Origin of the sequence: Streptomyces sp. NPDC090445 (assembly GCF_044769385.1) — a bacterium.
Classification (GTDB): domain Bacteria; phylum Actinomycetota; class Actinomycetes; order Streptomycetales; family Streptomycetaceae; genus Streptomyces.
Window position 1 is genome coordinate 80749 of record NZ_JBIVXV010000004.1, and the last position, 26184, is coordinate 106932.

30 protein-coding genes are annotated in these 26184 nt (G+C 71.1%); 28 read left to right on the top strand and 2 right to left on the bottom strand.

Annotated features, from left to right (window positions below; all coding sequences use genetic code 11):
• The first annotated feature begins 18 nt into the window (after positions 1 to 18).
• The 18 genes from rpsE to glmM all read left to right on the top strand — a co-directional run bounded on the left by rpsE (position 19) and on the right by glmM (position 14511).
• On the top strand, positions 19 to 621 hold the full coding sequence (gene rpsE / locus ACIQUT_RS11210) for a 30S ribosomal protein S5 (RefSeq protein WP_361913662.1): 603 nt from the start codon (positions 19 to 21) through the stop codon (positions 619 to 621).
• Positions 621 to 803, top strand: coding sequence for a 50S ribosomal protein L30 (rpmD, locus tag ACIQUT_RS11215; RefSeq protein ID WP_005313525.1), 183 nt, complete (start codon positions 621 to 623; stop codon positions 801 to 803). Before rpsE ends, rpmD begins: the two co-directional genes overlap by 1 nt.
• A gap of 2 nt (positions 804 to 805) precedes the next feature.
• Positions 806 to 1261 (top strand): 50S ribosomal protein L15, encoded by a 456-nt coding sequence (gene rplO, locus ACIQUT_RS11220; protein WP_179173318.1) that lies wholly within the window; start codon positions 806 to 808, stop codon positions 1259 to 1261.
• 186 nt (positions 1262 to 1447) lie between these two features.
• Complete coding sequence (secY, locus tag ACIQUT_RS11225; RefSeq protein WP_179173319.1) at positions 1448 to 2761, top strand: preprotein translocase subunit SecY; 1314 nt, start codon at positions 1448 to 1450, stop codon at positions 2759 to 2761.
• Positions 2761 to 3408 (top strand): adenylate kinase, encoded by a 648-nt coding sequence (locus ACIQUT_RS11230; RefSeq protein WP_403561781.1) that lies wholly within the window; start codon positions 2761 to 2763, stop codon positions 3406 to 3408. The genes secY and ACIQUT_RS11230 overlap by 1 nt, the downstream gene beginning before the upstream one ends.
• A gap of 101 nt (positions 3409 to 3509) precedes the next feature.
• Positions 3510 to 4346 carry a type I methionyl aminopeptidase gene (gene map, locus ACIQUT_RS11235; protein WP_403562482.1) on the top strand — a complete coding sequence of 279 codons (837 nt, stop codon included), beginning with the start codon at positions 3510 to 3512 and terminating at the stop codon, positions 4344 to 4346.
• A gap of 128 nt (positions 4347 to 4474) precedes the next feature.
• The gene (gene infA, locus ACIQUT_RS11240) at positions 4475 to 4696 is read left to right on the top strand and encodes a translation initiation factor IF-1 (RefSeq protein ID WP_003956442.1); all 222 of its coding nucleotides are present in this window, start codon (positions 4475 to 4477) and stop codon (positions 4694 to 4696) included.
• A gap of 73 nt (positions 4697 to 4769) precedes the next feature.
• The gene (gene rpmJ / locus ACIQUT_RS11245) at positions 4770 to 4883 is read left to right on the top strand and encodes a 50S ribosomal protein L36 (protein ID WP_003956441.1); all 114 of its coding nucleotides are present in this window, start codon (positions 4770 to 4772) and stop codon (positions 4881 to 4883) included.
• A gap of 196 nt (positions 4884 to 5079) precedes the next feature.
• Positions 5080 to 5460 carry a 30S ribosomal protein S13 gene (rpsM, locus tag ACIQUT_RS11250; protein ID WP_179173322.1) on the top strand — a complete coding sequence of 127 codons (381 nt, stop codon included), beginning with the start codon at positions 5080 to 5082 and terminating at the stop codon, positions 5458 to 5460.
• A gap of 54 nt (positions 5461 to 5514) precedes the next feature.
• Positions 5515 to 5919 (top strand): 30S ribosomal protein S11, encoded by a 405-nt coding sequence (gene rpsK, locus ACIQUT_RS11255; protein WP_003956432.1) that lies wholly within the window; start codon positions 5515 to 5517, stop codon positions 5917 to 5919.
• Between the two features lie 182 nt (positions 5920 to 6101).
• Positions 6102 to 7124 carry a DNA-directed RNA polymerase subunit alpha gene (locus tag ACIQUT_RS11260; protein WP_003956430.1) on the top strand — a complete coding sequence of 341 codons (1023 nt, stop codon included), beginning with the start codon at positions 6102 to 6104 and terminating at the stop codon, positions 7122 to 7124.
• Between the two features lie 197 nt (positions 7125 to 7321).
• Positions 7322 to 7798, top strand: coding sequence for a 50S ribosomal protein L17 (gene rplQ, locus ACIQUT_RS11265; protein WP_385673310.1), 477 nt, complete (start codon positions 7322 to 7324; stop codon positions 7796 to 7798).
• 107 nt (positions 7799 to 7905) lie between these two features.
• Positions 7906 to 8757, top strand: a complete 852-nt coding sequence (gene truA, locus ACIQUT_RS11270; protein ID WP_403561784.1) for a tRNA pseudouridine(38-40) synthase TruA — start codon at positions 7906 to 7908, stop codon at positions 8755 to 8757.
• Positions 8758 to 8840: 83 nt separating this feature from the next.
• Positions 8841 to 10460 carry an ABC-F family ATP-binding cassette domain-containing protein gene (locus ACIQUT_RS11275; RefSeq protein ID WP_403561786.1) on the top strand — a complete coding sequence of 540 codons (1620 nt, stop codon included), beginning with the start codon at positions 8841 to 8843 and terminating at the stop codon, positions 10458 to 10460.
• Between the two features lie 45 nt (positions 10461 to 10505).
• Positions 10506 to 11780, top strand: a complete 1275-nt coding sequence (locus ACIQUT_RS11280) for a glycosyltransferase family 87 protein (protein ID WP_403562484.1) — start codon at positions 10506 to 10508, stop codon at positions 11778 to 11780.
• Between the two features lie 238 nt (positions 11781 to 12018).
• Complete coding sequence (gene rplM, locus ACIQUT_RS11285; protein ID WP_387265812.1) at positions 12019 to 12462, top strand: 50S ribosomal protein L13; 444 nt, start codon at positions 12019 to 12021, stop codon at positions 12460 to 12462.
• A 41-nt stretch (positions 12463 to 12503) separates the two neighbouring features.
• Positions 12504 to 13019 (top strand): 30S ribosomal protein S9, encoded by a 516-nt coding sequence (gene rpsI, locus ACIQUT_RS11290; protein ID WP_360624219.1) that lies wholly within the window; start codon positions 12504 to 12506, stop codon positions 13017 to 13019.
• Positions 13020 to 13152: 133 nt separating this feature from the next.
• Complete coding sequence (gene glmM, locus ACIQUT_RS11295) at positions 13153 to 14511, top strand: phosphoglucosamine mutase (RefSeq protein WP_403561788.1); 1359 nt, start codon at positions 13153 to 13155, stop codon at positions 14509 to 14511.
• Positions 14512 to 14536: 25 nt separating this feature from the next.
• Here the strand turns inward: glmM and ACIQUT_RS11300 are convergent, their stop codons facing one another.
• Positions 14537 to 15496, bottom strand: a complete 960-nt coding sequence (locus ACIQUT_RS11300; RefSeq protein WP_403561790.1) for a DUF389 domain-containing protein — start codon at positions 15494 to 15496, stop codon at positions 14537 to 14539.
• Positions 15497 to 15535: 39 nt separating this feature from the next.
• Complete coding sequence (gene coaA / locus ACIQUT_RS11305; protein WP_403561792.1) at positions 15536 to 16579, bottom strand: type I pantothenate kinase; 1044 nt, start codon at positions 16577 to 16579, stop codon at positions 15536 to 15538.
• Between the two features lie 241 nt (positions 16580 to 16820).
• Here coaA and ACIQUT_RS11310 point away from each other — a divergent pair, with 241 nt between their 5' ends.
• The 10 genes from ACIQUT_RS11310 to ACIQUT_RS11355 all read left to right on the top strand — a co-directional run bounded on the left by ACIQUT_RS11310 (position 16821) and on the right by ACIQUT_RS11355 (position 26177).
• Positions 16821 to 17597 (top strand): hypothetical protein, encoded by a 777-nt coding sequence (locus ACIQUT_RS11310; RefSeq protein ID WP_403561794.1) that lies wholly within the window; start codon positions 16821 to 16823, stop codon positions 17595 to 17597.
• Between the two features lie 133 nt (positions 17598 to 17730).
• Positions 17731 to 19581: a glutamine--fructose-6-phosphate transaminase (isomerizing) gene (gene glmS / locus ACIQUT_RS11315; protein WP_403561796.1), complete on the top strand. Its 1851-nt coding sequence runs from the start codon at positions 17731 to 17733 to the stop codon at positions 19579 to 19581.
• A gap of 14 nt (positions 19582 to 19595) precedes the next feature.
• Positions 19596 to 19964 carry a holo-ACP synthase gene (locus ACIQUT_RS11320; RefSeq protein ID WP_403561798.1) on the top strand — a complete coding sequence of 123 codons (369 nt, stop codon included), beginning with the start codon at positions 19596 to 19598 and terminating at the stop codon, positions 19962 to 19964.
• A gap of 211 nt (positions 19965 to 20175) precedes the next feature.
• Positions 20176 to 20592, top strand: a complete 417-nt coding sequence (locus ACIQUT_RS11325) for a hypothetical protein (protein ID WP_403561800.1) — start codon at positions 20176 to 20178, stop codon at positions 20590 to 20592.
• Positions 20589 to 21125: a hypothetical protein gene (locus tag ACIQUT_RS11330; RefSeq protein WP_403561801.1), complete on the top strand. Its 537-nt coding sequence runs from the start codon at positions 20589 to 20591 to the stop codon at positions 21123 to 21125. Before ACIQUT_RS11325 ends, ACIQUT_RS11330 begins: the two co-directional genes overlap by 4 nt.
• Positions 21126 to 21142: 17 nt before the next feature.
• Positions 21143 to 22582: an NAD(P)H-hydrate epimerase gene (locus ACIQUT_RS11335; RefSeq protein WP_403561803.1), complete on the top strand. Its 1440-nt coding sequence runs from the start codon at positions 21143 to 21145 to the stop codon at positions 22580 to 22582.
• 300 nt (positions 22583 to 22882) lie between these two features.
• Entirely contained in the window at positions 22883 to 24022 is a 1140-nt protein-coding gene (alr, locus tag ACIQUT_RS11340) for an alanine racemase (RefSeq protein WP_403561805.1), read from the top strand.
• Positions 24023 to 24042: 20 nt separating this feature from the next.
• A complete protein-coding gene (locus tag ACIQUT_RS11345) occupies positions 24043 to 25242 on the top strand; it encodes an alpha/beta fold hydrolase (RefSeq protein WP_403561807.1) in 1200 nt (399 codons plus the stop codon).
• Positions 25184 to 25753, top strand: coding sequence for a tRNA (adenosine(37)-N6)-threonylcarbamoyltransferase complex ATPase subunit type 1 TsaE (tsaE, locus tag ACIQUT_RS11350; RefSeq protein WP_403561809.1), 570 nt, complete (start codon positions 25184 to 25186; stop codon positions 25751 to 25753). Before ACIQUT_RS11345 ends, tsaE begins: the two co-directional genes overlap by 59 nt.
• Positions 25754 to 25934: 181 nt before the next feature.
• Positions 25935 to 26177 (top strand): hypothetical protein, encoded by a 243-nt coding sequence (locus tag ACIQUT_RS11355; protein WP_403561811.1) that lies wholly within the window; start codon positions 25935 to 25937, stop codon positions 26175 to 26177.
• Positions 26178 to 26184 lie beyond the last annotated feature (7 nt).

The window sequence follows — 26184 nt, forward strand, 5'->3', positions numbered from 1 at the left end:
ACAGAGAGAGGTAATCCAATGGCTGGACCCCAGCGCCGCGGCAGCGGTGCCGGTGGCGGCGAGCGGCGGGACCGGAAGGGTCGCGACGGTGGCGCTGCCGCCGAGAAGACCGCCTACGTTGAGCGCGTTGTCGCGATCAACCGTGTCGCCAAGGTTGTGAAGGGTGGTCGTCGCTTCAGCTTCACCGCGCTGGTCGTGGTGGGCGATGGTGACGGCACCGTGGGTGTCGGTTACGGCAAGGCCAAGGAAGTTCCCGCGGCCATCGCCAAGGGTGTCGAGGAGGCGAAGAAGAACTTCTTCCGCGTCCCCCGCATCCAGGGCACCATCCCGCACCCGATCCAGGGTGAGAAGGCCGCGGGCGTCGTCCTGCTGAAGCCTGCTTCCCCCGGTACCGGTGTTATCGCCGGTGGCCCGGTGCGCGCCGTTCTGGAGTGCGCCGGCGTTCACGACATCCTGTCGAAGTCGCTCGGCTCCGACAACGCGATCAACATCGTGCACGCGACCGTGGAGGCCCTGAAGGGCCTGCAGCGTCCCGAGGAGATCGCGGCCCGCCGCGGTCTGCCGCTCGAGGACGTCGCCCCCGCGGCCCTGCTTCGTGCGCGTGCAGGGGCGGGTGTCTGATGGCCCGCCTCAAGATCACGCAGACGAAGTCGTACATCGGCAGCAAGCAGAACCACCGCGACACCCTCCGTTCGCTCGGGCTGAAGCGCCTGAACGACGTGGTCGTCAAGGAGGACCGCCCCGAGTTCCGCGGCATGGTGCACACCGTCCGCCACCTCGTGACGGTTGAGGAGGTTGACTAATCATGGCTGAGACCAGCCCGCTGAAGGCCCACAACCTCCGTCCCGCCCCCGGCGCCAAGACCGCCAAGACCCGTGTGGGTCGTGGTGAGGCGTCGAAGGGTAAGACGGCCGGTCGTGGTACCAAGGGTACGAAGGCCCGTTACCAGGTTCCGCAGCGCTTCGAGGGTGGGCAGATGCCCCTCCACATGCGCCTGCCGAAGCTGAAGGGTTTCAAGAACCCGTTCCGCACCGAGTTCCAGGTCGTGAACCTGGACAAGCTGGCCGCGCTCTACCCGCAGGGTGGCGAGGTCACGGTGGCCGACCTGGTCGCCAAGGGTGCCGTTCGCAAGAACCAGCTCGTCAAGGTCCTGGGCCAGGGCGAGATCTCCGTGGCGCTGACGGTTTCGGTTGACGCCGTTTCCGCCTCCGCCAAGGAGAAGATTGCCGCCGCCGGCGGCTCCGTCACCGAGCTCGTCTAAGACGAACCCACGTGACAGATAGCTGAAAACCCGACCGGGGATGCCTCACATATGGGGCATCCCCGGTTGGTCGTTCCACGGGGGGCGCAGTCGCCGGTAAGGTGGCCTGCACCTTTGCTTGTACGTATTCGTCGAACCTCAGACCGTCACCTCTGACGCAGTAGCGCGGGGGTCGCAGGAGGCACCGTGCTCACCGCGTTCGCCCGGGCGTTCAAGACGCCCGACCTGCGCAAGAAGCTGCTCTTCACGCTCGGCATCATCGTGCTGTTCCGCCTCGGGTCCCACGTCCCGGTACCCGGCGTGAACTACAAGAACGTCCAGATCTGTGTCGACCAGGCCGGAAGCAGCAATGGCCTCTTCGGTCTCGTCAACATGTTCAGCGGCGGCGCGCTGCTCCAGATCACGATCTTCGCGCTCGGGATCATGCCGTACATCACGGCGAGCATCATCCTGCAGCTGCTGACCGTGGTCATCCCGAAACTGGAGACCCTCAAGAAGGAGGGCCAGTCCGGCACGGCGAAGATCACGCAGTACACGCGCTACCTGACGGTCGCGCTCGCCATCCTCCAGGGCACGGGTCTCGTCGCCACCGCCCGCACGGGCGCGCTGTTCCAGGGCTGCCCGGTCGCGAGCCAGATCGTCCCGGACCGGTCGATCTTCACCACCATCACCATGGTCGTCACGATGACCGCCGGTACCTGTGTCGTCATGTGGCTCGGCGAGCTGGTCACCGACCGCGGCATCGGCAACGGCATGTCGATCCTGATGTTCATCTCGATCGCCGCCGGCTTCATCGGCGCGCTGTGGCAGATCAAGCTCCAGGGCAAGATCGCCGACGGCTGGGTCGAGTTCGGTGTCGTGATCCTCGTCGGCCTCGCGATGGTCGCGCTGGTGGTCTTCGTCGAGCAGGCCCAGCGCCGCATCCCGGTGCAGTACGCGAAGCGCATGATCGGCCGCCGCGCGTACGGCGGTACGTCGACCTACATCCCGCTCAAGGTGAACCAGGCCGGTGTGATTCCGGTCATCTTCGCCTCGTCGCTGCTGTACATCCCGGCGCTGATCGTTCAGTTCAGCGGGTCCACCGCAGACTGGGCGATCTGGATCCAAAAGCACTTCGTCAAGGGTGACCACCCCTACTACATCGCGACGTACTTCCTCCTGATCGTCTTCTTCGCGTTCTTCTACGTGGCGATTTCGTTCAACCCCGAGGAAGTTGCAGACAACATGAAGAAGTATGGTGGGTTCATCCCGGGTATCCGCGCCGGTCGACCCACCGCCGAGTACCTGAGCTACGTACTCAACCGGATCACCTGGCCGGGGTCGCTGTACCTGGGTCTGATCGCTCTAGTGCCGACGATGGCGTTGGCCGGCTTCGGAGCGAACCAGAACTTCCCGTTCGGCGGGACGAGCATCCTCATCATCGTGGGTGTGGGTCTGGAAACCGTGAAGCAGATCGAGAGCCAGCTCCAGCAGCGCAATTACGAAGGGTTCCTCCGCTGATGCGTATCGTCCTCGTCGGACCGCCCGGTGCGGGCAAGGGAACGCAGGCCGCGTTCCTTGCAAAGAACCTGTCGATCCCGCACATCTCCACGGGCGACCTGTTCCGGGCCAACATCAGCCAGAACACCGAGCTGGGCCGCCGGGCGAAGGCGTTCATGGACGCCGGCGAGCTCGTCCCGGACGAGATCACCGTCGGCATGGCCAAGGACCGCATGGAGCAGCCGGACGCCGTGAACGGCTTCCTGCTGGACGGCTTCCCGCGCAACGTCTCGCAGGCCGAGGCGCTGGACGAGATGCTGCAGACCGCGGGCATGAAGCTCGACGCCGTCCTCGACCTGGAGGTCGAGGAGGACGAGGTCGTCAAGCGCATCGCCGGCCGCCGGATCTGCCGCAACGACTCGGCGCACGTGTTCCACGTCGTGTACGCCGCGCCGAAGGCCGAGGGCGTCTGCGACGAGTGCGGCGGCGAGCTGTACCAGCGCGACGACGACTCCGAGGGCACGGTCCGGACCCGGCTGGAGGTCTACCACACGCAGACCGAGCCGATCATCGACTACTACAAGGCCCAGGGCCTGCTGGTGACGATCCCCGCCCTGGGCAAGGTCGAGGAAGTCACGCAGCGCGCGATGGACGCCCTGAAGAAGTAGTGCAGAAGTAGTACCCCTGCTGTGCGTACGGCCGCGGTGTCCCCGGGACACCGCGGCCGTACTGTTGAGAAGACCCGGTTCAAAAGGTGGAAGGCACGTTCATGGTCCAGATCAAGACCCCCGAGCAGATCGCGAAGATGCGCGAGGCAGGGCTGGTCGTCGCCGCGATCCACGCGGCGACCCGTGAGGCGGCCGTTCCGGGCGCCACGACGCGGGATCTGGACATGGTCGCGCGCAAGGTGATCGCCGACGCCGGGGCCAAGTCGAACTTCCTGGGCTACGGCGGCTTCCCCGCGACCATCTGCACCTCGGTGAACGAGGTCGTCGTCCACGGCATCCCGGACGACAAGACGGTCCTGAAGGACGGCGACATCATCTCGATCGACGCCGGCGCGATCGTCGACGGCTGGCACGGCGACGCGGCCTTCACGGCCTTCGTGGGCAGCGGTCACGCTCCGGAGCTGCTGGAGCTCTCCCGGGTGACCGAGGAGTCGATGTGGGCCGGCATCGCCGCGATGAAGAACGGCAACCGCCTCGTGGACATCTCGAAGGCGGTCGAGGGCTACATCCGCCGCCAGCCGCGGCCCGCGACCGGCAAGTACGGGATCATCGAGGACTACGGCGGCCACGGCATCGGCTCCGAGATGCACATGGACCCCCACCTGCTGAACTACGTCTCGCGCAAGCGGGGCAAGGGCATCAGGCTGGTCCCGGGCGTCTGCCTGGCGATCGAGCCGATGGTCTCCCTCGGAACCGCCCGTACGGAGGTACTGGCCGACGACTGGACGGTCGTCACCACGGACTCCACCTGGTCCTCGCACTGGGAGCACTCCGTCGCCCTGACGGAGGACGGCCCCATCGTCCTGACCAGCCCGGACTGCGGCAAGGAGAAGCTGGCGGAGTACGGAGTCACCACGGCTCCGGACCCCCTCGGTTAATGATCTAGACTCAGGGGCAAACTTTCCGGATTCGTCTTTCTGGGTGCCCTGACGTAGACTGACTCGTCGGCTTACGTGCATTCGCATGTCCGTGAGCCGATCAAGGTAGCCGATTCGAAAGGCGAAGCGTGGCCAAGAAGCAAGGTGCCATCGAGATCGAGGGCACCGTGATCGAGTCCCTCCCGAACGCCATGTTCAAGGTGGAGCTCCAGAACGGTCACAAGGTCCTCGCGCACATCAGCGGCAAGATGCGCATGCACTACATCCGCATCCTGCCCGATGACCGGGTCGTCGTGGAGCTCTCTCCGTACGACCTGACGCGTGGCCGGATCGTCTACCGATACAAGTAGATCTTGCTCTCACTCCTGCCTGGGCTGACGTCCCGGTGCGGGTGGTGGCACTGACCCGGAGAACCTTAAGAACATGAAGGTCAAGCCGAGCGTCAAGAAGATCTGCGACAAGTGCAAGGTGATCCGCCGTCACGGCCGGGTCATGGTCATCTGCGACAACCTGCGCCACAAGCAGCGCCAGGGCTGACGCACGCCGACCGACCTGCACTTCGCAGTTCTTCGCGCGACGTAAGAAAACGTACATACGCAGGACCCGCCCAGCCCCACCAGGGGTCGGCGGCACCTCCGGCGGGGGCCGGGGACCCGGACGTACCACTGCTCACGGGCGGTCGGCGGTCGGGAGCGGTCTTGCGGAAGACCCCCGAACACACAGGAGCCATTGAATGGCACGCGTTTCCGGTGTTGACATCCCGCGCGAAAAGCGCGTGGAGATCGCACTCACCTACGTCTTCGGTATCGGGCGCACCCGGTCCAAGGAGATCCTCGCCTCCACCGGCGTGAACCCGAACACCCGCGTTCGTGACCTGTCCGAAGAGGACCTGGTCAAGATCCGCGAGTACGTGGACGCCAACCTCCGTACCGAGGGTGACCTCCGCCGCGAGATCCAGGCCGACATCCGCCGCAAGGTCGAGATCGGCTGCTACCAGGGTCTGCGCCACCGCCGTGGCCTGCCGGTCCGCGGTCAGCGCACCAGCACGAACGCGCGTACCCGCAAGGGCCCGCGTCGCGCGATCGCCGGCAAGAAGAAGCCGGGCAAGAAGTAGTCCTGTTCAGCGGTCTTGCGCTGTAGGACCGACCACCTCCCGTAGGAGTAAGAGATGCCCCCCAAGGGTCGTCAGGGCGCTGCCAAGAAGGTGCGCCGCAAGGAAAAGAAGAACGTCGCTCACGGGCACGCCCACATCAAGAGCACGTTCAACAACACGATCGTCTCGATCACGGACCCGTCCGGCAACGTGATCTCCTGGGCCTCCGCCGGCCACGTCGGCTTCAAGGGCTCGCGCAAGTCCACCCCCTTCGCCGCGCAGATGGCCGCCGAGTCGGCCGCCCGCCGCGCGCAGGAGCACGGCATGCGCAAGGTTGACGTCTTCGTCAAGGGTCCGGGCTCCGGCCGCGAGACCGCGATCCGCTCCCTCCAGGCCACCGGCCTCGAGGTCGGCTCGATCCAGGACGTCACCCCCACCCCGCACAACGGCTGCCGTCCGCCCAAGCGGAGGCGCGTCTGACCTCAGGTGCGTTACGCATCTGTGGTTGATGTGGGATTCCGGGCGACATGCCCCCTTTCCGGGAGCATGTCGCCCGTACCCTTGCAGTACCGCTGTACCCGTACGCGGTAACAACATCGGGCTCCGCCCGGTGGCTGGGTCGGACGTCAAATAGTGGGCGTCCACGACTGAAGGAAAAAGACATGCTTATCGCTCAGCGTCCTTCGCTGACCGAAGAGGTCGTCGACGAGTACCGCTCGCGGTTCGTGATCGAGCCGCTGGAGCCGGGCTTCGGCTACACCCTCGGCAACTCCCTGCGCCGTACCCTCCTGTCCTCGATCCCGGGTGCCGCTGTCACCAGCATCCGCATCGACGGTGTCCTGCACGAGTTCACCACCGTGCCGGGCGTCAAGGAGGACGTGACCGACCTCATCCTCAACATCAAGCAGCTGGTCGTCTCCTCGGAGCACGACGAGCCGGTCGTGATGTACCTGCGCAAGCAGGGTCCCGGCCTGGTCACCGCTGCCGACATCGCGCCCCCGGCCGGTGTCGAGGTGCACAACCCGGACCTGGTCCTCGCCACGCTGAACGGCAAGGGCAAGCTGGAGATGGAGCTGACCGTCGAGCGCGGTCGCGGCTACGTCTCCGCCGTCCAGAACAAGCAGGTGGGCCAGGAGATCGGCCGTATCCCGGTCGACTCCATCTACAGCCCCGTGCTCAAGGTCACCTACAAGGTCGAGGCGACCCGTGTCGAGCAGCGCACCGACTTCGACAAGCTGATCGTCGACGTCGAGACCAAGCAGGCCATGCGCCCGCGCGACGCCATGGCGTCCGCCGGCAAGACCCTGGTCGAGCTGTTCGGTCTGGCCCGCGAGCTCAACATCGACGCCGAGGGCATCGACATGGGCCCGTCCCCGACGGACGCCGCCCTGGCCGCCGACCTGGCGCTGCCGATCGAGGAGCTGGAGCTCACGGTCCGCTCCTACAACTGCCTCAAGCGCGAGGGCATCCACTCCGTGGGTGAGCTCGTCGCCCGCTCCGAGGCCGACCTGCTCGACATCCGCAACTTCGGTGCGAAGTCGATCGACGAGGTCAAGGCGAAGCTGGCCGGCATGGGCCTGGCCCTCAAGGACAGCCCGCCCGGGTTCGACCCGACCGCCGCCGCCGACGCGTTCGGTGCGGACGACGACGCCGACGCCGGCTTCGTCGAGACCGAGCAGTACTAGTCGGCTGGGCTCGGGCCCAGGGGATCGCAACGTCGAGACCCAGCACCCAGCAGTACTGATTTCTTCCCGCCGCCAGCGGCTGAGGTCCTGGGCCTCGACCGCCGGCCGGGCTTGATTGCACTTTCCCGGGGCGTCCGCCCCGGGGGAACTGACACCGGTACCTGACACGGCCGGTGCAGATACGAAGGAGTAACACCATGCCGCGTCCCGCCAAGGGTGCCCGTCTGGGCGGCAGCGCCGCGCACGAGAAGCTTCTCCTCGCGAACCTCGCGAAGGCGCTCTTCGAGCACGGCCGCATCACGACGACCGAGGCCAAGGCCCGCCGCCTGCGTCCGGTCGCCGAGCGTCTGATCACCAAGGCGAAGAAGGGCGACATCCACAACCGTCGCCTGGTTCTCCAGACGATCACGGACAAGAGCATCGTCCACACGCTCTTCACCGAGATCGCCCCGCGCTTCGAGAACCGCCCCGGTGGTTACACGCGCATCACCAAGATCGGCAACCGTCGCGGCGACAACGCCCCGATGGCGGTCATCGAGCTCGTCGAGGCCCTGACCGTGGCCCAGCAGGCCACCGGTGAGGCCGAGGCCGCCACCAAGCGTGCGGTCAAGGAGGCCGAGGCCAAGGCTGAGGCCGAGGCCCCCGCCGAGGTCGAGGAGACCAAGGAGGCCTGATCCTTCGGGATCGTGCCTGCCTGATCGGCTCTGAACGGGCCCGCCCCTTCCCGGGGCGGGCCCGTTCTGCATGGGGAGAAGAGCATGCGCTTGAGAGGATCGGTCACGTGAGTGACGAGGTGGAGCCCGGGCACGTCCGGGTAAGGCTGGACCTGAGTTACGACGGCACGCACTTCTCCGGCTGGGCGAAGCAGCGCACGCTGCGGACCGTCCAGGGCGAGCTGGAGTCGGCCCTGCAGACCGTGATGCGGCTGCCGTACCCGGTCGATCTGACCGTGGCCGGGCGGACCGACGCGGGCGTGCACGCCCGCGGGCAGGTCGCCCAGTTCGACCTGGCCGAGGAGGTGTGGGCGGAGCACGGCGACAAGCTGCTGCGCCGCCTCGCGGGCAAGCTGCCGCACGACGTACGGGTGTGGAAGGTCGCCGAGGCCCCGGCGGGCTTCAACGCCCGGTTCTCCGCCGTCTGGCGCCGCTACGCCTACCGCGTGGGCGACCACGCCGGGGGTGTGGACCCGCTGCTGCGGAACCATGTGCTGTGGCACCCGTGGCCGCTGGACGTGGCCGCCATGAACGAGGCCGCCGCCCTGTTGCTCGGCGAGCACGACTTCGCCGCGTACTGCCGCAAGCGCGAGGGCGCCACCACGATCCGCACCCTCCAGCAGCTGAGCTGGGAGCGGGGCGGGGACGGCATCGTCACCGCGACCGTCCGCGCCGACGCCTTCTGCCACAACATGGTCCGCTCGCTGGTCGGCGCCCTGCTGCACGTCGGGGACGGGCACCGGACCACGGACTGGCCCGGCAAGGTGCTGCGGGCCGCCGTACGGGACTCCTCGGTGCACGTGGTCAAGCCGCACGGGCTGACCCTGGAGGAGGTCGGCTACCCGGCGGACGAGCTGCTGGCCGCCCGCAGCAAGGAAGCCCGGAACGTGCGCACGCTGCCGGCCGCCGGCTGCTGCTGATCCCGCCGGTGTACGGCCCGGGCGGCCACCGCCGCCCGATATCCGTTTGGGCGGATCCCTCCCGGGCCGGGACAATGCCCCGCATGGGACATCTCGAAGCCAGCCACCTGGAGTACTACCTTCCCGACGGGCGGGTTCTGCTCCCCGACGTCTCCTTCCGCGTGGGGGAGGGGGCGGTGGTCGCGCTGGTCGGGGCGAACGGGGCCGGCAAGACCACGCTGCTGAAGCTGGTCTCCGGTGAGCTCCAGCCGCACGGCGGCGGCGTCACCGTCAGCGGCGGCCTCGGCGTGATGTCCCAGTTCGTGGGCTCCGTGCGGGACGAGACGACCGTACGGGACCTGCTGGTCTCGGTGGCCCAGCCGCGGATCCGGGACGCCGCCCGGGCGGTCGACCACGCCGAGCACCTGATCATGACGGTGGACGACGAGGCCGCCCAGATGGCGTACGCGCAGGCGCTGAGCGACTGGGCCGACGTCCGCGGGTACGAGGCCGAGACCCTGTGGGACGTGTGCACCACGGCCGCGCTGGGGGTCCCGTACGACAAGGCGCAGTTCCGCGAGGTGCGCACGCTCTCGGGCGGCGAGCAGAAGCGGCTGGTGCTGGAGGCGCTGCTGCGCGGTCCGGACGAGGTGCTGCTCCTCGACGAGCCGGACAACTACCTCGACGTCCCGGGCAAGCGGTGGCTGGAGGAGCAGCTGAAGGCCACCCGCAAGACGGTGCTCTTCGTCAGCCACGACCGGGAGCTGCTGTCCCGGGCCGCCGAGAAGATCATCAGCCTGGAGCCGAGCCCGACGGGCACGGACGTGTGGGTGCACGGCGCGGGCTTCGACACGTACCACGACGCCCGCAGGGAGCGCTTCGCGCGCTTCGAGGAGCTCAAGCGGCGCTGGGACGAGGAGCACGCCCGCCTGAAGGCGCTGGTGCTGCGGCTGCGCAACCAGGCCGCGATCAGCCCCGACATGGCCTCGCGCTACCGGGCCATGCAGACCCGCTTCCAGAAGTTCGAGGAGGCCGGGCCGCCGCCGGAGCCGCCGCGCGAGCAGGAGATCCGGATGCGGCTGAAGGGCGGGCGCACCGGCGTGCGCGCGCTGACCGTGGAGAACCTGGAGCTGACCGGCCTGATGAAGCCGTTCTCGCTGGAGGTCTACTACGGGGAGCGGGTCGGCGTGCTCGGCTCGAACGGCTCGGGGAAGTCGCACTTCCTGCGGCTGCTGGCCGGCGAGGACGTGGCCCACACCGGGCAGTGGAAGCTGGGCGCCCGCGTGGTCCCCGGCCACTTCGCGCAGACCCATGCCCACCCGGAGCTGTTCGGCCGCACCCTCGTCGACATCCTGTGGACGGAGTCCGCGAAGGACCGGGGCGCCGCGATGTCCGTGCTGCGCCGGTACGAGCTGGAACGCCAGGGCGACCAGCCGTTCGAGAAGCTGTCGGGCGGCCAGCAGGCCCGCTTCCAGATCCTCCTGCTGGAGCTGGCGGGCACCACGGCGCTGCTCCTGGACGAGCCGACGGACAACCTGGACCTGGAGTCCGCGGAGGCGCTGCAGGACGGCCTGGAGGTGTACGAGGGCACGGTGCTGTGCGTCACGCACGACCGCTGGTTCGCGCGCACATTTGACCGTTTCCTGGTCTTCGGTTCAGACGGTGTTGTGCGGGAGACTCGGGAACCCGTCTGGGACGAACGTAGGGTCGAGCGCGAGCGCTAGGGGGAGCCCGCCCCCGGGCGGGTCGATCGGGGAGGCACAGTGCGGCTGCGGTCCGGTACCTGGCTCAGGAAACGGCACGACCCGGCGGTGCGTCGGGAGCTCGCCGCCCGGCTGCTGGCCCCCGCCTCCCGCCCGTGGTGCGCCGGCCTGCTGGTCGTGGTCCTCGGGATCTGCGTCGCCACCAGCCTGCGGTCGAACTGGGGCTCGGACAACGCCTTCGTCGTGAAGGCCGCCGAGACGCTGCTGGCGGGCGGCTCGCCGTACGAGGACAAGCGCTTCCTGTACCTGCCGAGCGCCGTGGTCATGGCGGTCCCGGAGGCGCTGCTGCCGACGCCGGTGCTGCGCTGGGTGCTGCCGCCGGTGATGTCGGGGCTGGTGGCCGCGGGCTGGTGGGCGGCGCTGCGGCTGTTCTCGGTGCCGGCCCGGTCGCGGTTCGCGGTCGGCGGGTTCGCCGTGCTGGCGCTGGCCTTCCGGCCGTACGTGAACCTCGTCCTGATAGGCAACTGGACCGCGATATCGGTGGCCGCCCTGCCGCTGGCCCTGCTGCTCGCGCACCGGCGCTCGTGGACGGCCGCCGGACTGGTGGTGGGGCTGGCGATCGCCTGCAAGCCGATGCTGGTGCCGATCGGGCTGCTGTTCGTGCTGGCCCGCCGGTGGCGGGGGCTGGCGGTGGCCGTGCTGGTGCCGCTGGGGATGTCGCTGCTGGGCGCGCTGCTGATGCCGAGCCCCTCGCTGTTCTTCACCAAGACGCTGCCGTTCCTGCTCCGGGGGCAGGACGCGTACGCCCTGCCCTGGGACGCCTCGCCGATCGCGGTGCTGCCCCGGCTGGGGGTGCCGGTCCCGGTCGCGGTGGCGGTGGCGGGGCTGGGGGCGCTCGGCGCGCTGTGGGCGGCCTGGCGGCGGTGGCGGCGGGAGGACGACCGGGACCGGGGCGAGCTGCGGCTCGCGGAGACGGCCTGCATGGTGATGCTGGCCGCATTCCTGGTGTCGCGGCCCTCCTTCGACCACTACCTGCTGGTGGTGCTTCCGCTGCTGCTGGCCTCGGGGGTGCGGGCGGGTTCGGCGGTGCGTTCGGGCTGGTTCTGGGCGGGGATGTTCCCGCAGGTCGCGGGGGTGCCGTGGCCGTCGGAGCTGGAGCGCAAGCGGCGGGCGTTCAAGGACTGCTTCACGCTGTGCGTGTGGGCGGCCACGCTCGCGCGGCGGTGCCTGCGCCCGGCGCGGGTTAACCTGGAAGCCGTACGAACTGCAGGGACCCTTCCCGGGCCCGGAACAGAGCGCACCGCGGAGCCCGCCGAGGCGGGCTCCAGGCCTGCGTTTTGACCCTTCCAGGGCACGGTGGGTATCCTGCTGGTTCGTTATGCGTATTGGCTTGCTCATTCTCACGTGAAAGGGCCTTACGCCGGTCCACCGGGCCGATGACCAGCGGTACACACGGGTTGCGTCCCCGATGTGAACCAGGGCTGTCGTGATCGTCCGTGGTGGCCTTGTCAGGACCCTTCCCTTCGGGCCGTGAGGCTCGGGGGAGAACCCATCACTGAAGAAGCGAAGGCATACGACCGTGCGTACGTACAGCCCCAAGCCCGGCGACATCTCGCGCCAGTGGCTCGTCATCGACGCCCAGGACGTCGTCCTCGGCCGTCTGGCGACCCAGGCCGCTACCCTCCTGAAGGGCAAGCACAAGCCGACCTACGCCCCCCACATGGACATGGGCGACTTCGTCATCGTCATCAACGCCGACAAGGTCCACCTGTCCGGCAACAAGGCGTCCCAGAAGATGGCCTACCGCCACTCCGGCTTCCCGGGCGGTCTGCGCTCCGTGCGCTACGACGACCTGCTGGCGAACAACCCGGAGAAGGCCGTCGAGAAGGCCGTCAAGGGCATGCTCCCCAAGAACTCCCTGGGCCGTCAGATGCTCTCGAAGCTGAAGGTCTACTCGGGCGACCAGCACCCGCACGCTGCCCAGCAGCCGGTGCCGTTCGAGATCACCCAGGTCGCGCAGTAGTTCCGGCCACCCCCTAAACACAGAGAATTCTGAGGAGCATCGTGGCCGAGACCACCGCCGAGACCCCCGTCGACGAGTTCGAGGGCGTCGAGGAGTACACCACCGAGTCGGACGTCGCCGTCGAGGGCGACTACACCTCCGAGTCCCTTGCCGGTCGCTTCGGCGACCCCCAGCCGGCCGCCGGCCTGGGCCGTCGCAAGAACGCCATTGCCCGTGTCCGGATCGTTCCGGGCTCCGGCAAGTGGAAGATCAACGGTCGCACCCTTGAGGACTACTTCCCCAACAAGGTGCACCAGCAGGAAGTCAACGAGCCGTTCAAGCTGCTTGAGCTCGACGGTCGTTACGATGTCATCGCCCGCATCGCGGGTGGCGGCGTCTCCGGCCAGGCCGGCGCCCTGCGCCTCGGCGTGGCCCGTGCGCTGAACGAGGCGGACGTCGACAACAACCGCCCGGCGCTGAAGAAGGCCGGCTTCCTTTCCCGCGACGACCGTGCGGTCGAGCGCAAGAAGGCCGGTCTGAAGAAGGCCCGTAAGGCTCCGCAGTACAGCAAGCGTTAATCTGCGCCTGCTGTTCAGCAACGACCGCCCCGGCAGCACTCTCTGTGCTGCCGGGGCGGTTCGTTTACCGCCACAAGCGGCACATACCTGTCACCAGCGGTCTCAAGCGAAGCGCGATCTTGGGAGGACAACAGTGGGACAACTCTTCGGAACGGACGGTGTACGGGGCGTCGCCAACGCGGATCTGACGGCTGAGCTCGCGCTCGGCCTCTCCGTGGCAGCGGCCCACGTACTGGGCGAGGCCGGCACCTTCGCGGGCCACCGGCCGACGGCCGTCGTCGGCCGCGACCCCCGGGCCTCGGGCGAATTCCTGGAGGCCGCGGTCGTCGCCGGTCTCGCGAGCGCGGGCGTGGACGTCCTGCGCGTCGGTGTGCTGCCCACCCCGGCGGTGGCGTATCTCACCGGTGCGCTGGGTGCCGACCTCGGCGTGATGCTCTCCGCCTCCCACAACGCGATGCCCGACAACGGCATCAAGTTCTTCGCCCGCGGCGGCCACAAGCTCGCCGACGAGCTGGAGGACCGGATCGAGGCCGTCTACGAGGAGCACCGCACGGGCGCGCCCTGGGACCGGCCCACCGGCGCCGGCGTCGGCCGCGTCTCCGACTACGACGAGGGCTTCGACAAGTACGTCGCCCACCTCATCGGGGTCCTCCCCAACCGTCTCGACGGGCTGAAGATCGTCCTGGACGAGGCGCACGGCGCGGCCGCCCGCGTCTCGCCCGAGGCCTTCGCCCGGGCCGGTGCCGAGATCGTCACCATCGGTGCCGAGCCCGACGGCCTGAACATCAACGACGGCTGCGGCTCCACCCACCTCGGCCTGCTCAAGGCGGCCGTCGTCGAGCACGGCGCCGACCTCGGCATCGCCCACGACGGCGACGCCGACCGCTGCCTCGCGGTCGACGCCTCGGGCGCGGAGGTCGACGGCGACCAGATCCTCGCCGTGCTGGCCCTGGCCATGCGCGAGGCCGACACCCTGCGCGGTACCACCGTCGTCGGCACGGTCATGTCCAACCTGGGCTTCAAGCTGGCCATGGAGGCCGAGGGCATCCAGGTCGTGCAGACCGGCGTCGGCGACCGGTACGTGCTGGAGGCGATGAAGGAGCACGGCTACGCGCTGGGCGGCGAGCAGTCCGGCCACGTGATCATCCTCGACCACGCGACGACCGGCGACGGCACGCTGACCGGCCTGATGCTGGCCGCGCGCGTCGCGGCGACCGGCCGGTCGCTCGCGGAGCTGGCCGGTGTGATGCAGCGGCTGCCGCAGGTCCTGATCAACGTGCCCGACGTCGACAAGTCCCGGGTCGCCAGCTCCGGCGAGGTGGCCGCGGCCGTCGCCGATGCCGAGCGCGAGCTCGGCACCACCGGCCGGGTGCTGCTCCGTCCGTCCGGTACGGAGCCCCTGGTCCGGGTGATGGTGGAGGCCGCCGACATCGAGCAGGCCCGCACGGTGGCGGGGCGTCTCGCGGACGCCGTGAAGACGGCGCTCGGCTAGTCGCTCCCGCGTTCGCCCGAACGGGCTACGGGAGCCGTGGCGCACCCGGCCGCCGGACCATCCGGTGCTGCTGGGTGCGCCACAGCAGTTTCCAGCCCACGAGGGTCGCGACCCCGGCCAGGACGATGCCGCACAGGTTCAGCAGCAGCTGCAGTGCCGAGCCCCACATCTGCGGGTAGTCCCCGAAGCTGAAGGCGACGGCGGCGTTCGCGGCGGCCGGGACGGTGGTGACGGAGATCGCCACGCCGACCAGGGCACCGGACTTCGCCGAGGTCAGGGACAGCGTCCCGGCCATGCCGGCCAGCAGGGCCACGATGAAGGAGAACGGGTCCGGGTTCCAGATGAAGCTGGTGTTCGGGCGCGGCTTCTCCAGCATCGCCTCGTTGAACTGCCCCAGCCCGGTCATGGCCAGGCTGAACAGGGTCGTCGCCGCCATCGCCACCGTGAAGCCCACCACCAGGGCGAAGGCGGAGCGGCCGGCGAGCCGCGGCTCCCGCTGGACCAGCCCGGTGCAGATCCCGGCGAGCGGCCCGAACTCGGGGCCCAGGGCCATCGCGCCCACGATCAGGATGGCGTTGTCGAGGACCACACCGCAGGCCGCGATCATCGTCGCGATGCCGAGGAACATCAGGTAGGTGATGGTGAGGGTGGACTCCTCGTGGGTCGCCTCGGCCAGCTGCTCCCAGATCACGGCGTCCGCGGCCTCGCCCGGAGCCTCCTTCTCCGCCTCGTCGGCGCGGGCGGACAGGGACAGGTCGATGTGGTCGACGGCGATCGCGCCGTCCCGGTCGACGGCCAGCTCCCGCAGCCCGTGCAGCAGCTCGTCCCCGGCCTCCCGGGCCACGTCGCACAGCACGATGTCGCCGACCGGATCGCGGGCGGCCCCGGAGAGCACGGCCACGTGCGTGGTGCCGACCGTCCGGCCGATCAGCGCGAGGACGGCGCCGGTCCGGTCGTGCGGTGTCATGATCCGCAGATGGAGCATGCCCGCACAGTAGCCCTCGCGGGGCCAGCGGGAGCGCTGTCAGAGCTTGCGCAGGCTGAGTTTCTGCACCTTGTGGTCCGGGCCCTTGCGGACGACGAGGGTGGCGCGGCCGCGGGTGGGGGCCACGTTCTCCAGCAGGTTGGGCTTGTTGATCGTCCGCCACATGGTCTGCGCGTACTCCAGGGCCTCCTCCTCGGAGACCTGCGTGTACCTGCGGAAGAAGGAGAACGGGTTCTGGAAGGCGGTCTCCCGCAGCTTCCGGAACCGGTTGAGGTACCAGCGCTCGATGTCCTCGGGGCGCGCGTCCACGTACACGCTGAAGTCGAAGTAGTCGGCGAGGCCGACCCGGGTGCGCCCGTCCTTGCCGGGAAGGGCCGGCTGGAGCACGTTCAGGCCCTCGACGATCAGGATGTCCGGGCGGCGGACGACGAGCCGCTCGCCGGGGACGATGTCGTAGATCAGGTGCGAGTAGACCGGGGCGGTGACCTCGTCCTTGCCGGCCTTGATGTCGGCGACGAAGCGGGTCAGCGCACGGCGGTCGTAGGACTCGGGGAAGCCCTTGCGGGAGGTGAGCCCGCGCCGCTCCAGCTCCTTCATCGGGTAGAGGAAGCCGTCCGTGGTGACGAGCTCCACGCGCGGGTGCTCGGGCCAGCGGGCCAGCAGCGCCTGGAGCAGGCGGGCCACGGTGGACTTGCCGACGGCGACGGAGCCGGCGACGCCGATCACGAACGGGGTGCCCTGCTGGCTGCCGTGGCCGGTGCCGCCCGCGTCGCCGAGGAAGGTGTTGAGGGTGCCGCGGAGGGTGCTGGTGGCGCCGACGTACAGGTTGAGCAGCCGGGAGAGCGGCAGGTAGATGTCGCGGACCTCGTCGAGGTCGATGACGTCGCCCAGGCCGCGCAGCTGCTCGACCTCCTCGGCGGTCAGCGGCAGCGGGGTGCGCTCGCGCAGGGCGCTCCACTCGGCGCGGGTGAGGTCGACGTACGGCGAGACCTCGGCCCGGCGGGGGGAACGCTCGGACCGCTCGGTGCGCGTCGTTGCGCAGTCCGGGTCGGGCGTGCTGCTTCGTGGCGGCGAAGTGATCACACCGCCATTGTCGTGGCTCGGGGCCTCCCGTGGGTGGTGGGGTCGGTCACGTGGCGGAGGCGCGGAGGCTGCTTTCGGTCTCACTGAGATCACGATCGGCCGCGAACGGGCGTTCGGGCGGGCGGGTGTCGGCGGCGGCACGTAGATTGCTGATCATGATGGCTCCGGCGCCCATGGGGAGTGGGCGCGGTCCGGGCCGTCCCGACCGTCTCATTGCACCACCCTGTGGGGGAGATTTTCCGTGCGCAGCATCCTTGTCCGCCGTTCCGTCATGACCGCCTCCGCCGCCGCGCTGGCGCTGCTCGCCACCGCGTGCGGCTCGTCCGAGGGCAAGAAGGAGGACGCCAAGGCCGACGCCTCCTCGTCCGCCGCCGCCCCGGCCTCGCCCGCGGCCCCCGCCGCGAAGGGCAAGACGGACGCCGAGCTCGCCTCGGTGATCGTGAAGCAGGCCGACCTGCCGGACCACGTGGTCAAGGAGGCCACGGCCGCCGAGGCCGCCGCCGGCGCCGCCGCCACCAGCGACAAGCCCGAGTGCCTGCCCCTGGTCAAGGCGCAGGGCCTCGCCCCGGTCGGCACGGCCACCGGCGCCGCCCGCACCAAGGCCATCGCCAAGCCGAAGGAGCCGGCCGCGGACGCCAGCCCCGAGGACAAGATGAAGGCCGCGATGGACGCCCTCGGCTCCACCGTCACCGCCGTGACCGTCGCCTCGTACGACGGCAAGGGCGCCGAGGACGCCTTCACCGCCCTGAAGACCGCGGGCACCGCCTGCGCCGGCGGCTACTCCGCGACCTCCGGCGGCAGCACCGGCAAGATCGGCAAGGTGGCCGCGGGCGCCCCGGTCACCGCGGGCGACGCCGCCCTCTCCTACACCGTCGAGGGCGACATGGACGGCGAGAAGATGGCGACGCAGCTCGTGGTCGTCCGCAAGGGCAACACCCTGGCGACCTTCTCCGCGGTCGGCCTGAAGGCCGAACAGCCGAAGGCGCTCGTCGACGCGCAGGTCAAGAAGCTCGGCTGAGGCCGGCACCGGCGCCGGAGCTCGGCGCCTGAGCATCCGTCAACCCCGTTCCGGCGCATTCGCCGGGGCGGGGTTGCGCCGTCTTGCCCGAAAGTGCGGGGCGGGAAGCCGATCGCGGCGTACGCTGCGCCGTATGTGCGGAATTGTGGGTTACGTAGGAGCGCAGTCGGCGCTCGATGTGGTCATCGCCGGACTCAAGCGGCTGGAGTACCGCGGGTACGACTCGGCGGGCGTCGCCGTGCTCGCCGACGGGGAGATCGCCTCCGCCAAGAAGGCGGGGAAGCTGGTCAACCTGGAGAAGGAGCTCGTCGCGCATCCGCTGCCGACGGGCTCCACCGGCCTGGGGCACACGCGTTGGGCCACGCACGGCGGGCCCACCGACGCCAACGCCCACCCGCACCTCGACAACGCGGGCCGGGTGGCCGTCGTCCACAACGGCATCATCGAGAACTTCGCCGCGCTCCGCACCGAACTGGCCGAGCGCGGGCACCGGCTGGAGTCCGAGACGGACACCGAGGTCGTCGCCCACCTGCTGGCGGAGCGGTTCGCCGCCGCCGGGAACGACCTCGCGGAGGCCATGCGGCAGGTGTGCCGGCGGCTCGAAGGGGCGTTCACGCTGGTCGCGGTGCACGCCGACGCGCCGGACGTGGTGGTCGGCGCCCGCCGGAACTCCCCCCTGGTCGTGGGCGTTGGGGAAGGTGAGAACTTCCTCGCCTCGGACGTGGCCGCGTTCATCGCCCACACGCGGTCCGCGATCGAGCTGGGGCAGGACCAGGTCGTCGAGCTCCGCCGCGACGGGGTCTCGGTGACCGGGTTCGACGGCTCGCCCGCGCAGGTGCGGGCGTACCACGTCGACTGGGACGCTTCGGCGGCCGAGAAGGGGGGATACGACTACTTCATGCTCAAGGAGATCGCCGAGCAGCCGAAGGCCGTCGCCGACACCCTCCTGGGCAGGATCGACGCGAGCGGCTCGCTGACCCTGGACGAGGTGCGCATCCCCGCCTCGGTGCTCCGGGAGGTCGACAAGGTCGTGATCGTGGCCTGCGGTACGGCCTACCACGCGGGCATGATCGCGAAGCTGGCCATCGAGCACTGGACCCGCATCCCGTGCGAGACGGAACTGGCGAGCGAGTTCCGCTACCGCGACCCGATCCTGGACCAGCGGACGCTGGTGGTGGCGATCTCGCAGTCCGGCGAGACCATGGACACCCTGATGGCGCTGCGCCACGCGCGCGAGCAGGGCGCCAAGGTGCTGGCCATCTGCAACACGAACGGGTCGACGATCCCGCGGGAGTCGGACGCCGTGCTGTACACGCACGCCGGCCCCGAGGTCGCCGTCGCCTCCACCAAGGCCTTCCTGACCCAGCTGGTGGCCTGCTACCTGGTCGCGCTCTACCTCGGACAGGTCCGGGGCACCAAGTGGGGCGACGAGATCCAGGCGGTGGTCCGTGAGCTGTCCGACATCGCCGCGGCCGTGGACGCCGTCCTGGAGACGATGGAGCCGGTGCGGGAACTGGCGCGGTCCCTGGCCGACAAGAACACCGTGCTGTTCCTCGGGCGGCACGTCGGCTACCCGGTGGCGCTGGAGGGCGCGCTCAAGCTCAAGGAGCTCGCCTACATGCACGCCGAGGGGTTCGCGGCGGGCGAGCTCAAGCACGGGCCGATCGCGCTGATCGAGAAGGACCTGCCGGTGGTGGTCGTCGTGCCGTCGCCGCGCGGGCGCTCCGTCCTGCACGACAAGATCGTGTCGAACATCCAGGAGATCCGGGCGCGCGGGGCGCGGACCATCGTGATCGCGGAGGAGGGCGACCAGGCGGTCGTCCCGTACGCCGACCACCTCATCCGCATCCCGGCCACGCCGACGCTGCTCCAGCCGCTGGTCGCGACGGTGCCGCTGCAGGTGTTCGCGTGCGAACTGGCCACCGCGCGCGGGAACGAGGTGGACCAGCCGCGTAATCTCGCGAAGTCCGTGACCGTGGAGTGAATGGGTAGTTCGTTGTGATTATCGGCGTGGGAATCGACGTTGCCGAGATCGACCGCTTCGGCGCGGCACTGGAGCGGACGCCGGGCATGGCCCAGCGACTCTTCGTCGAGTCCGAGTTGCTCCTGCCGAGCGGCGAGCGGCGCGGAACCGCCTCGCTCGCCGCCCGGTTCGCCGCCAAGGAGGCACTGGCCAAGGCGCTCGGCGCACCCGCCGGAATGCTGTGGACCGACGCCGAGGTGTACGTGGAGGACTCCGGGCAGCCGCGGGTGCGGGTGCGGGGCACCGTGGAAGCGCGGGCCGTGGCGCTCGGGGTGAAGTCCTTTCACATTTCGCTCAGCCACGACGCGGGCGTCGCCTCGGCGGTGGTCATCGCCGAGGCGTAGCCCAGCCGGGGCGTAGCGCCGCCGATCGGGCTGTTCGATCGGGCAGGCTCGCGTGTTTCCTTCGGGATCCGTGGTGATGTGTCATTCGTCGGTGTCATGCCGTGTGTCGGGTGCCGGTGTCGTTCATGGGTTCGCGGATCGCATGCGTGACCCTTTTGCGGCGGTGTCGTTGATCGGATGACAGCACCACGGGCGAGGGGGAGGGGTGGTGGTGGGACGGAAGCTGCCGCTGGGCGGGGACGAGACGGCCCGTACCGCCTGCGCCCGCACCCTTGTCCGGTCGGGCGTGGACGAGAGGACCGGCGAGGTTCTCGCCCCGGCCACGCTGGCGGAACGTGTCGGCTGGTGCACCGACCTGGTGGCCGGCATGACTGCCACACTGCTGGCCGAACGCTGGAACACCGCTGACGTGGACGCGCTGGCCTCCGGGGTGGACGGCGGGGGCCGGAAGCTGCCGTCGAACGCGTGGATGGCGCTGCGCCGCCTCGGCTGGACCACCGCCGCCCCCGAGGGCGTGAAGGTCAACGACCGCATCGTGCGCATGGCCCAGCGCGCAACACCTCCAAGCACTGCCCGCACTGCCTCACCCCGCTGCGGCACCGCAAAGCCCCAGACCGGCCCACCGTGAGCGGCTGGAAGTGGGCCGTCTGCCCCAGCCCCGAGTGCGGCTGGCAGGGCGACCGCGACCAGGGTGCCTGGCGCCGTATCGCCGCACGCGGACTCGCCCACCAGGCCAAGACCGTCGTGGACCGCACCAGCGGGCAGATGGCGATCCGCACGGTGACGGACACGATGGAGGCCAAGGCCGTCATCACGACCGCCCCGAAGACCAGCCGGGCGGACCGGTCGAAGACCGGCCCCACCCGGCCGCGCACCAGCCGCCCCGCGCCCAGGCGACGCGGGGTTCCCTCCCCGGCCCGGCCTCCGGGCCGGGCCGGCCAGCGTCCGGAGGGACACGCACCAACGGGCCGGAGGATGCTGCCCCGCGCAGCCCACCGGCACCAGGGCGTGCACACGATCAGCACACCCACCACCCGCCGACACCGGCCACGAGGAGCAGCACTGGGCGCGGGATTCCACCTCCGCGCTCACGCCGCCCCACCCAGGTGGTGGGCAGAACCCACGCCGAACCCCACGGTTCGCACGGAATTGCTCAGCTGATCAGAGACGCTGGGCACATGCGGACTGCTTACAGCGTGGAGAACGTACGGGCCGCCGAACGGGAGCTGATGGCCCGGCTCCCCGAAGGCGCCCTCATGCAGCGGGCCGCGGCCGGACTGGCCGCCGCCTGCGCCGACCTGCTGCCGAAGGTCTACGGATCACGGATCGTGCTGCTCGTCGGGCCGGGCGACAACGGCGGCGACGCCCTGTACGCGGGCGCCCGGCTGGCCCGGCGCGGCGCCGGGGTGACCGCCGTGCCGATGGATCCGCAGCGGATGCACCCGGGCGGGCTGGCCGCGCTGCGCGCCGCCGGCGGGCGCGTCGCCGGGACCGTGCCCGAGCGGGCCGACCTCGTCGTGGACGGGCTGCTCGGCATCGGCGGCCGGGGCGGACTGCGGCCGGCCGCCGCGGCGCTGGTGGAACGGATCCCGGCCGGGGCCGCCGTGGTCGCCGTCGACCTGCCGAGCGGGGTGGACGCGGACACCGGGGAAGTGGCCGGCGCCGCGGTGCGGGCCGACGTCACGGTGACCTTCGGGGCGCACAAGCCGGGGCTGCTGATCGACCCGGGGGCGTCGCTCGCCGGTGTCGTGCGGCTCGTGGACATCGGGCTGGAGTTCGACGCCGCGGGCGGGACTGCGGCCGGGCCCGGCCGCGGTGCCGGGCCCGAGGCCGAAGCCCTGCAGCACGCCGACGTGGCGCGGCTGCTGCCCCGGCCCGGCGCCGACAGCGACAAGTACCGCCGCGGTGTCGTCGGCATCGCCGCCGGATCGGCCCAGTACCCCGGCGCCGCCGTGCTCGCCGTGGCCGGGGCCCTGCGGGGCGGCGCGGGCGCCGTGCGGTACGTCGGCCCGGCGGCCGGCGAGGTCCTCGCCCGCTACCCCGAGACGCTGATCGGGTGGGGCCGCGTCCAGGCGTGGGTCGTCGGCCCCGGGCTCGGGGAGGGGCGCGGCCAGGACGTCGAGCGGGTCCTGGCCGACCCCGTGCCGGTGCTGGTCGACGCCGACGGGCTGCGCGGGCTCGACCCGGAGGTGCTGCACGCCCGGCCGGCGCCCACGCTGCTGACCCCGCACGCCGGGGAAGCGGCCGCGCTGCTGGGGGTACCGCGGGAAGCCGTGGAATCCGGGAGGCTGGCGGCCGTAAGGGAGTTGGCCGGGCGGTACGGGGCCGCGGTCCTGCTGAAGGGGTCGACGACGCTGGTGTGCGGTGACGGGCGGGGGCGGCCGGTGCGGGTGAACCCGACGGGTACGCCGTGGCTGGCGACGGCGGGCAGCGGCGACGTGCTGTCGGGGCTCGGCGGGTCGCTGCTGGCGGCCGGGCTGGCGGCCGCGGATGCGGGGGCGGTGGCGGCGTACCTGCACGGGCTGGCCGCCCGGTTGGCCGCCGACGGGGCTCCCGTCCTCGCGCATGAGGTGGCCGAAGCCTTGCCCGCCGCTTGGCGTAACGCCGCCCGGGTCTGACCGGCCGGCGCCGCGGCTTCCGGGGGCCGGCCCCCGGTCCGCCGCGCCTCGAACGCCGGCGGGGCCGGGTGGGGCCGACTGTGGTGGCTCGGCGCGCCGCCGCTTCCGGGGGCCGGCCCCCGCGCCCCCGCGCCTCAAACGCCGGCGGGGCTGAATTGGGCGGGGCTGAATTGGGCCGGCCCCGCGCCCCCGCGCCTCAAGCGCCGGCGGGGCTGAATTGGGTGGGGCTGAGTTGGGTGGGTTGGGGTGGGGGAATGGCGGGCGCGCGGGGGTGGGGAGGGCTCTGAGAGACTGGGGGCGATGAACGAGACACCGGGGCGCGTGTACGCCGAGATCGATCTGGACGCCGTACGGGCGAACGTGCGCGCACTGCGCGCGCGGGCTCCCCGGGCCGAGCTCATGGCCGTCGTCAAGGCGGACGCCTACGGGCACGGGGCCGTGCCCTGCGCCCGCGCAGCCCAGGACGCCGGCGCCGCCTGGATCGGCACCGCCACCCCCGACGAGGCGCTCGCCCTGCGCGCGGCCGGGATCGGCGGCCGGATCATGTGCTGGCTGTGGACCCCCGGCGGGCCCTGGCGGGAGGCGATCGAGGCCGATGTCGACGTCTCCGTCAGCGGGATGTGGGCCCTCGACGAGGTGACCGCGGCCGCCCGGGCGGCCGGGCGGACCGCCCGGATCCAGCTCAAGGCCGACACCGGCCTCGGCCGCAACGGCTGCCAGCCTGCCGACTGGGCGGAGCTCGTCGGCGCGGCGGTGGCCGCCGAGGCCGAGGGCACCGTCCGCGTCACCGGCGTCTGGTCGCACTTCGCCTGTGCCGACGAGCCCGGGCACCCCTCCATCCGGCTCCAGCTGGCCGTGTTCCGCGACATGCTCGCGCACGCCGAGAAGGAGGGGCTGGAGCCCGAGGTCCGGCACATCGCCAACTCTCCCGCGACGCTGACCATCCCGGACAGCCACTTCGACCTGGTGCGCTGCGGCCTCGCCGTCTACGGCGTGTCGCCCGCCCCCGAGCTCGGCACCCCCGCCGAGCTCGGGCTGCGCCCGGCGATGACCCTCAAGGCGTCGGTGGCCCTGGTCAAGACGGTGCCCGCCGGGCACGGCGTCAGCTACGGCCACCACTACGTCACCGACGACGAGACCACCCTCGCGCTGATCCCCGCCGGGTACGCCGACGGCATCCCCCGGCACGCCTCGGGCCGCGGCCCGGTCTCCGTCGGCGGCCGGGTCCGGCGTGTCGCCGGGCGTGTCGCGATGGACCAGTTCGTCGTCGACCTCGGCCCCGGAGCCCAGGTGCGGGCGGGGGACGAGGCCGTCCTGTTCGGCAGCGGCGAGCACGGCGAACCCACCGCCGAGGACTGGGCTCAGGCGGCACAGACGATCGCGTATGAGATCGTCACCCGTATCGGAGGGCGCGTACCCCGCGTCTACCGCAACGGCTGAGTTGAGTTGAGGACGACGGCGTGAGCGAGAACTGGCGCAGGGCCGGCTGGGCCGGGGCCGCGATCGGCGTGATAGCCGCGGGTGCGGCGGCCGGTGTCGCCGTCGAACGGATCACGGTCGGGCGCAGCGTGCGCCGCAAGGCGCGCCTTGCCCTCGATGCCGCCGGCGACTACGGCTCCCTGCGTGGAACGCCGGGCGCCGCCTACGCCGAGGACGGGACCGAGCTCCACTACGAGCTCGACGAGCCGGATGAGGACACCGCCAAGCGGCCGCGCTCCCGGCTGCGCCGCAAGGACCGGCCCGCGCCGACCGTCGTCTTCTGCCACGGCTACTGCCTGGCCCAGGACTCCTGGCACTTCCAGCGCGCCGCCCTGCGGGGCCTCGTCCGCGCCGTGTACTGGGACCAGCGCAGCCACGGCCGCAGCGCCCGCGGCTTCGCGCAGGCCGACGGCGAGCCGGTGACGATCGACCAGCTCGGCCGCGACCTGAAGACCGTCATCGACGCCGCCGCCCCCGAGGGCCCGCTGATCCTGGTGGGTCACTCGATGGGCGGTATGACCATCATGGCGTTCGCCGAGCAGTACCCGGAGCTGGTGCGCGACCGCGTGCTCGGGATCGCCCTGGTCGGCACCTCCAGCGGCCGTCTGAACGAGGTGACGTACGGTCTGCCCGCCGTGGGCGTGGGGGCGGTGCGCCGGATCCTGCCGCCCGTGCTCAAGGCGCTCGGCTCGCAGGTGGAGCTGGTGGAGCGGGGCCGCCGGGCCACCGCGGACCTGTTCGCCGGCATGATCAAGATGTACTCGTTCGGCGCCCCGCGCGAGGTGGACCCGGGCGTCGCCCGGTTCGCGGAGCGGCTCATCGAGGCCACCCCCATCGACGTGGTCGCCGAGTTCTACCCGGCCTTCCAGGCCCACGACAAGACGGCCGCCCTCCAGCGGTTCGCGGACATCCCCGTCACCGTCATCGCCGGGGACCACGACATGATCACCCCGGCCGCGCACAGCCAGGCCATCAAGGACGCGCTGCCGGCCGCGGAGCTCGTCGTCCTGGAGCGGGCCGGGCACCTGATGATGCTGGAGTACCCGCAGACGGTGACCGGGCTGCTGGCCGAGCTGCTCGCGCGCACCGGTGCGGTCCCCGCAGCGGCTAACGTTGGCGGACATGGAAGAAGTACCGCTGGAAGCCCCTCTCAGCCCGGCGCGGGGATCTCGGGATCCTGAAGGCGCCGCCGGCGCGCGCATCACCGTCGACTCGCCCGCGGCCATGCAGGCGCTGGGCCGCAGCATTGCCGGCCTGCTCCGCCCCGGCGACCTCGTCCTGCTGACGGGGGAGCTCGGCGCGGGCAAGACCACGCTGACCCGCGGGCTCGGCGAGGGGCTCGGCGTCCGCGGGGCGGTGACCTCGCCGACGTTCGTGATCGCCCGGGTGCACCCCTCGCTGCGTGGCGGGCCGGCGCTGGTCCATGTGGACGCGTACCGGCTGGGCGGCGGGCTGGACGAGATGGAGGACCTGGACCTCGACGTCTCGCTGCCCGAGTCCGTGGTCGTCGTCGAGTGGGGCGACGGCAAGGTCGAGGAACTCTCGGACGACCGGCTGCACGTGGTGATCGCGCGGGCGGTCGGCCACGAGGAGGTCCTGGACGACGTACGGGAGGTCACCGTGCGCGGTGTCGGCGGGCGCTGGGCCGCACCGGGCCTGCTGGCGGGCCTCGGGGCCGTCGCGGCGGGCTGAGCCCGGGCGGCACGGCGGGCTGAGCCCGGGCGGTGCGGCCGGTACCTCTCGGGGCCGGACCCCAAGAGGTGCCGACAAGGTGTCGGCAAGATATTGCGCCGGGAGAGGCGGGCGTGGTCACATGGTACGCAGGGCTGGTTAGGCCTACCTAAGTACGGCCGGCCCGGGCCAGGAGGCAGCCATGTCGACAGGAGCAGCGGCACCGCGCGACCCCCGCAGGCCGACCGTGCCGAGGGGAGCCTTGTCCGCCGTGCCCATGGGCGTGCTGCTCGCCGCGGGCGCGGCCGCCACCGCCGTCTCGACGCCGCCGGTGCACGCGCGCGCCGGGCAGGAGGACGCCGGACCGGCCGGCCCGGGCAGGGCGGCCGAGGGCCGCGGATCCGGCCGGCACGCGCAGGCCGCCCCGGAGCCCGAGGCGGCCTGAGTCCTCC

Coding starts and splice junctions, on each gene's coding strand:
- rpsE (WP_361913662.1), top strand. CDS start 19: ATGGCTGGACCCCAGCGCCGCGGCAGCGGTGCCGGTGGCGGCGAGCGG.
- rpmD (WP_005313525.1), top strand. CDS start 621: ATGGCCCGCCTCAAGATCACGCAGACGAAGTCGTACATCGGCAGCAAG.
- rplO (WP_179173318.1), top strand. CDS start 806: ATGGCTGAGACCAGCCCGCTGAAGGCCCACAACCTCCGTCCCGCCCCC.
- ACIQUT_RS11230 (WP_403561781.1), top strand. CDS start 2,761: ATGCGTATCGTCCTCGTCGGACCGCCCGGTGCGGGCAAGGGAACGCAG.
- map (WP_403562482.1), top strand. CDS start 3,510: ATGGTCCAGATCAAGACCCCCGAGCAGATCGCGAAGATGCGCGAGGCA.
- rpmJ (WP_003956441.1), top strand. CDS start 4,770: ATGAAGGTCAAGCCGAGCGTCAAGAAGATCTGCGACAAGTGCAAGGTG.
- rpsM (WP_179173322.1), top strand. CDS start 5,080: ATGGCACGCGTTTCCGGTGTTGACATCCCGCGCGAAAAGCGCGTGGAG.
- rpsK (WP_003956432.1), top strand. CDS start 5,515: ATGCCCCCCAAGGGTCGTCAGGGCGCTGCCAAGAAGGTGCGCCGCAAG.
- ACIQUT_RS11260 (WP_003956430.1), top strand. CDS start 6,102: ATGCTTATCGCTCAGCGTCCTTCGCTGACCGAAGAGGTCGTCGACGAG.
- rplQ (WP_385673310.1), top strand. CDS start 7,322: ATGCCGCGTCCCGCCAAGGGTGCCCGTCTGGGCGGCAGCGCCGCGCAC.
- ACIQUT_RS11275 (WP_403561786.1), top strand. CDS start 8,841: ATGGGACATCTCGAAGCCAGCCACCTGGAGTACTACCTTCCCGACGGG.
- ACIQUT_RS11300 (WP_403561790.1), bottom strand. CDS start 15,496: ATGCTCCATCTGCGGATCATGACACCGCACGACCGGACCGGCGCCGTC.
- glmS (WP_403561796.1), top strand. CDS start 17,731: ATGTGCGGAATTGTGGGTTACGTAGGAGCGCAGTCGGCGCTCGATGTG.
- ACIQUT_RS11335 (WP_403561803.1), top strand. CDS start 21,143: ATGCGGACTGCTTACAGCGTGGAGAACGTACGGGCCGCCGAACGGGAG.
- alr (WP_403561805.1), top strand. CDS start 22,883: ATGAACGAGACACCGGGGCGCGTGTACGCCGAGATCGATCTGGACGCC.
- tsaE (WP_403561809.1), top strand. CDS start 25,184: ATGGAAGAAGTACCGCTGGAAGCCCCTCTCAGCCCGGCGCGGGGATCT.
- ACIQUT_RS11355 (WP_403561811.1), top strand. CDS start 25,935: ATGTCGACAGGAGCAGCGGCACCGCGCGACCCCCGCAGGCCGACCGTG.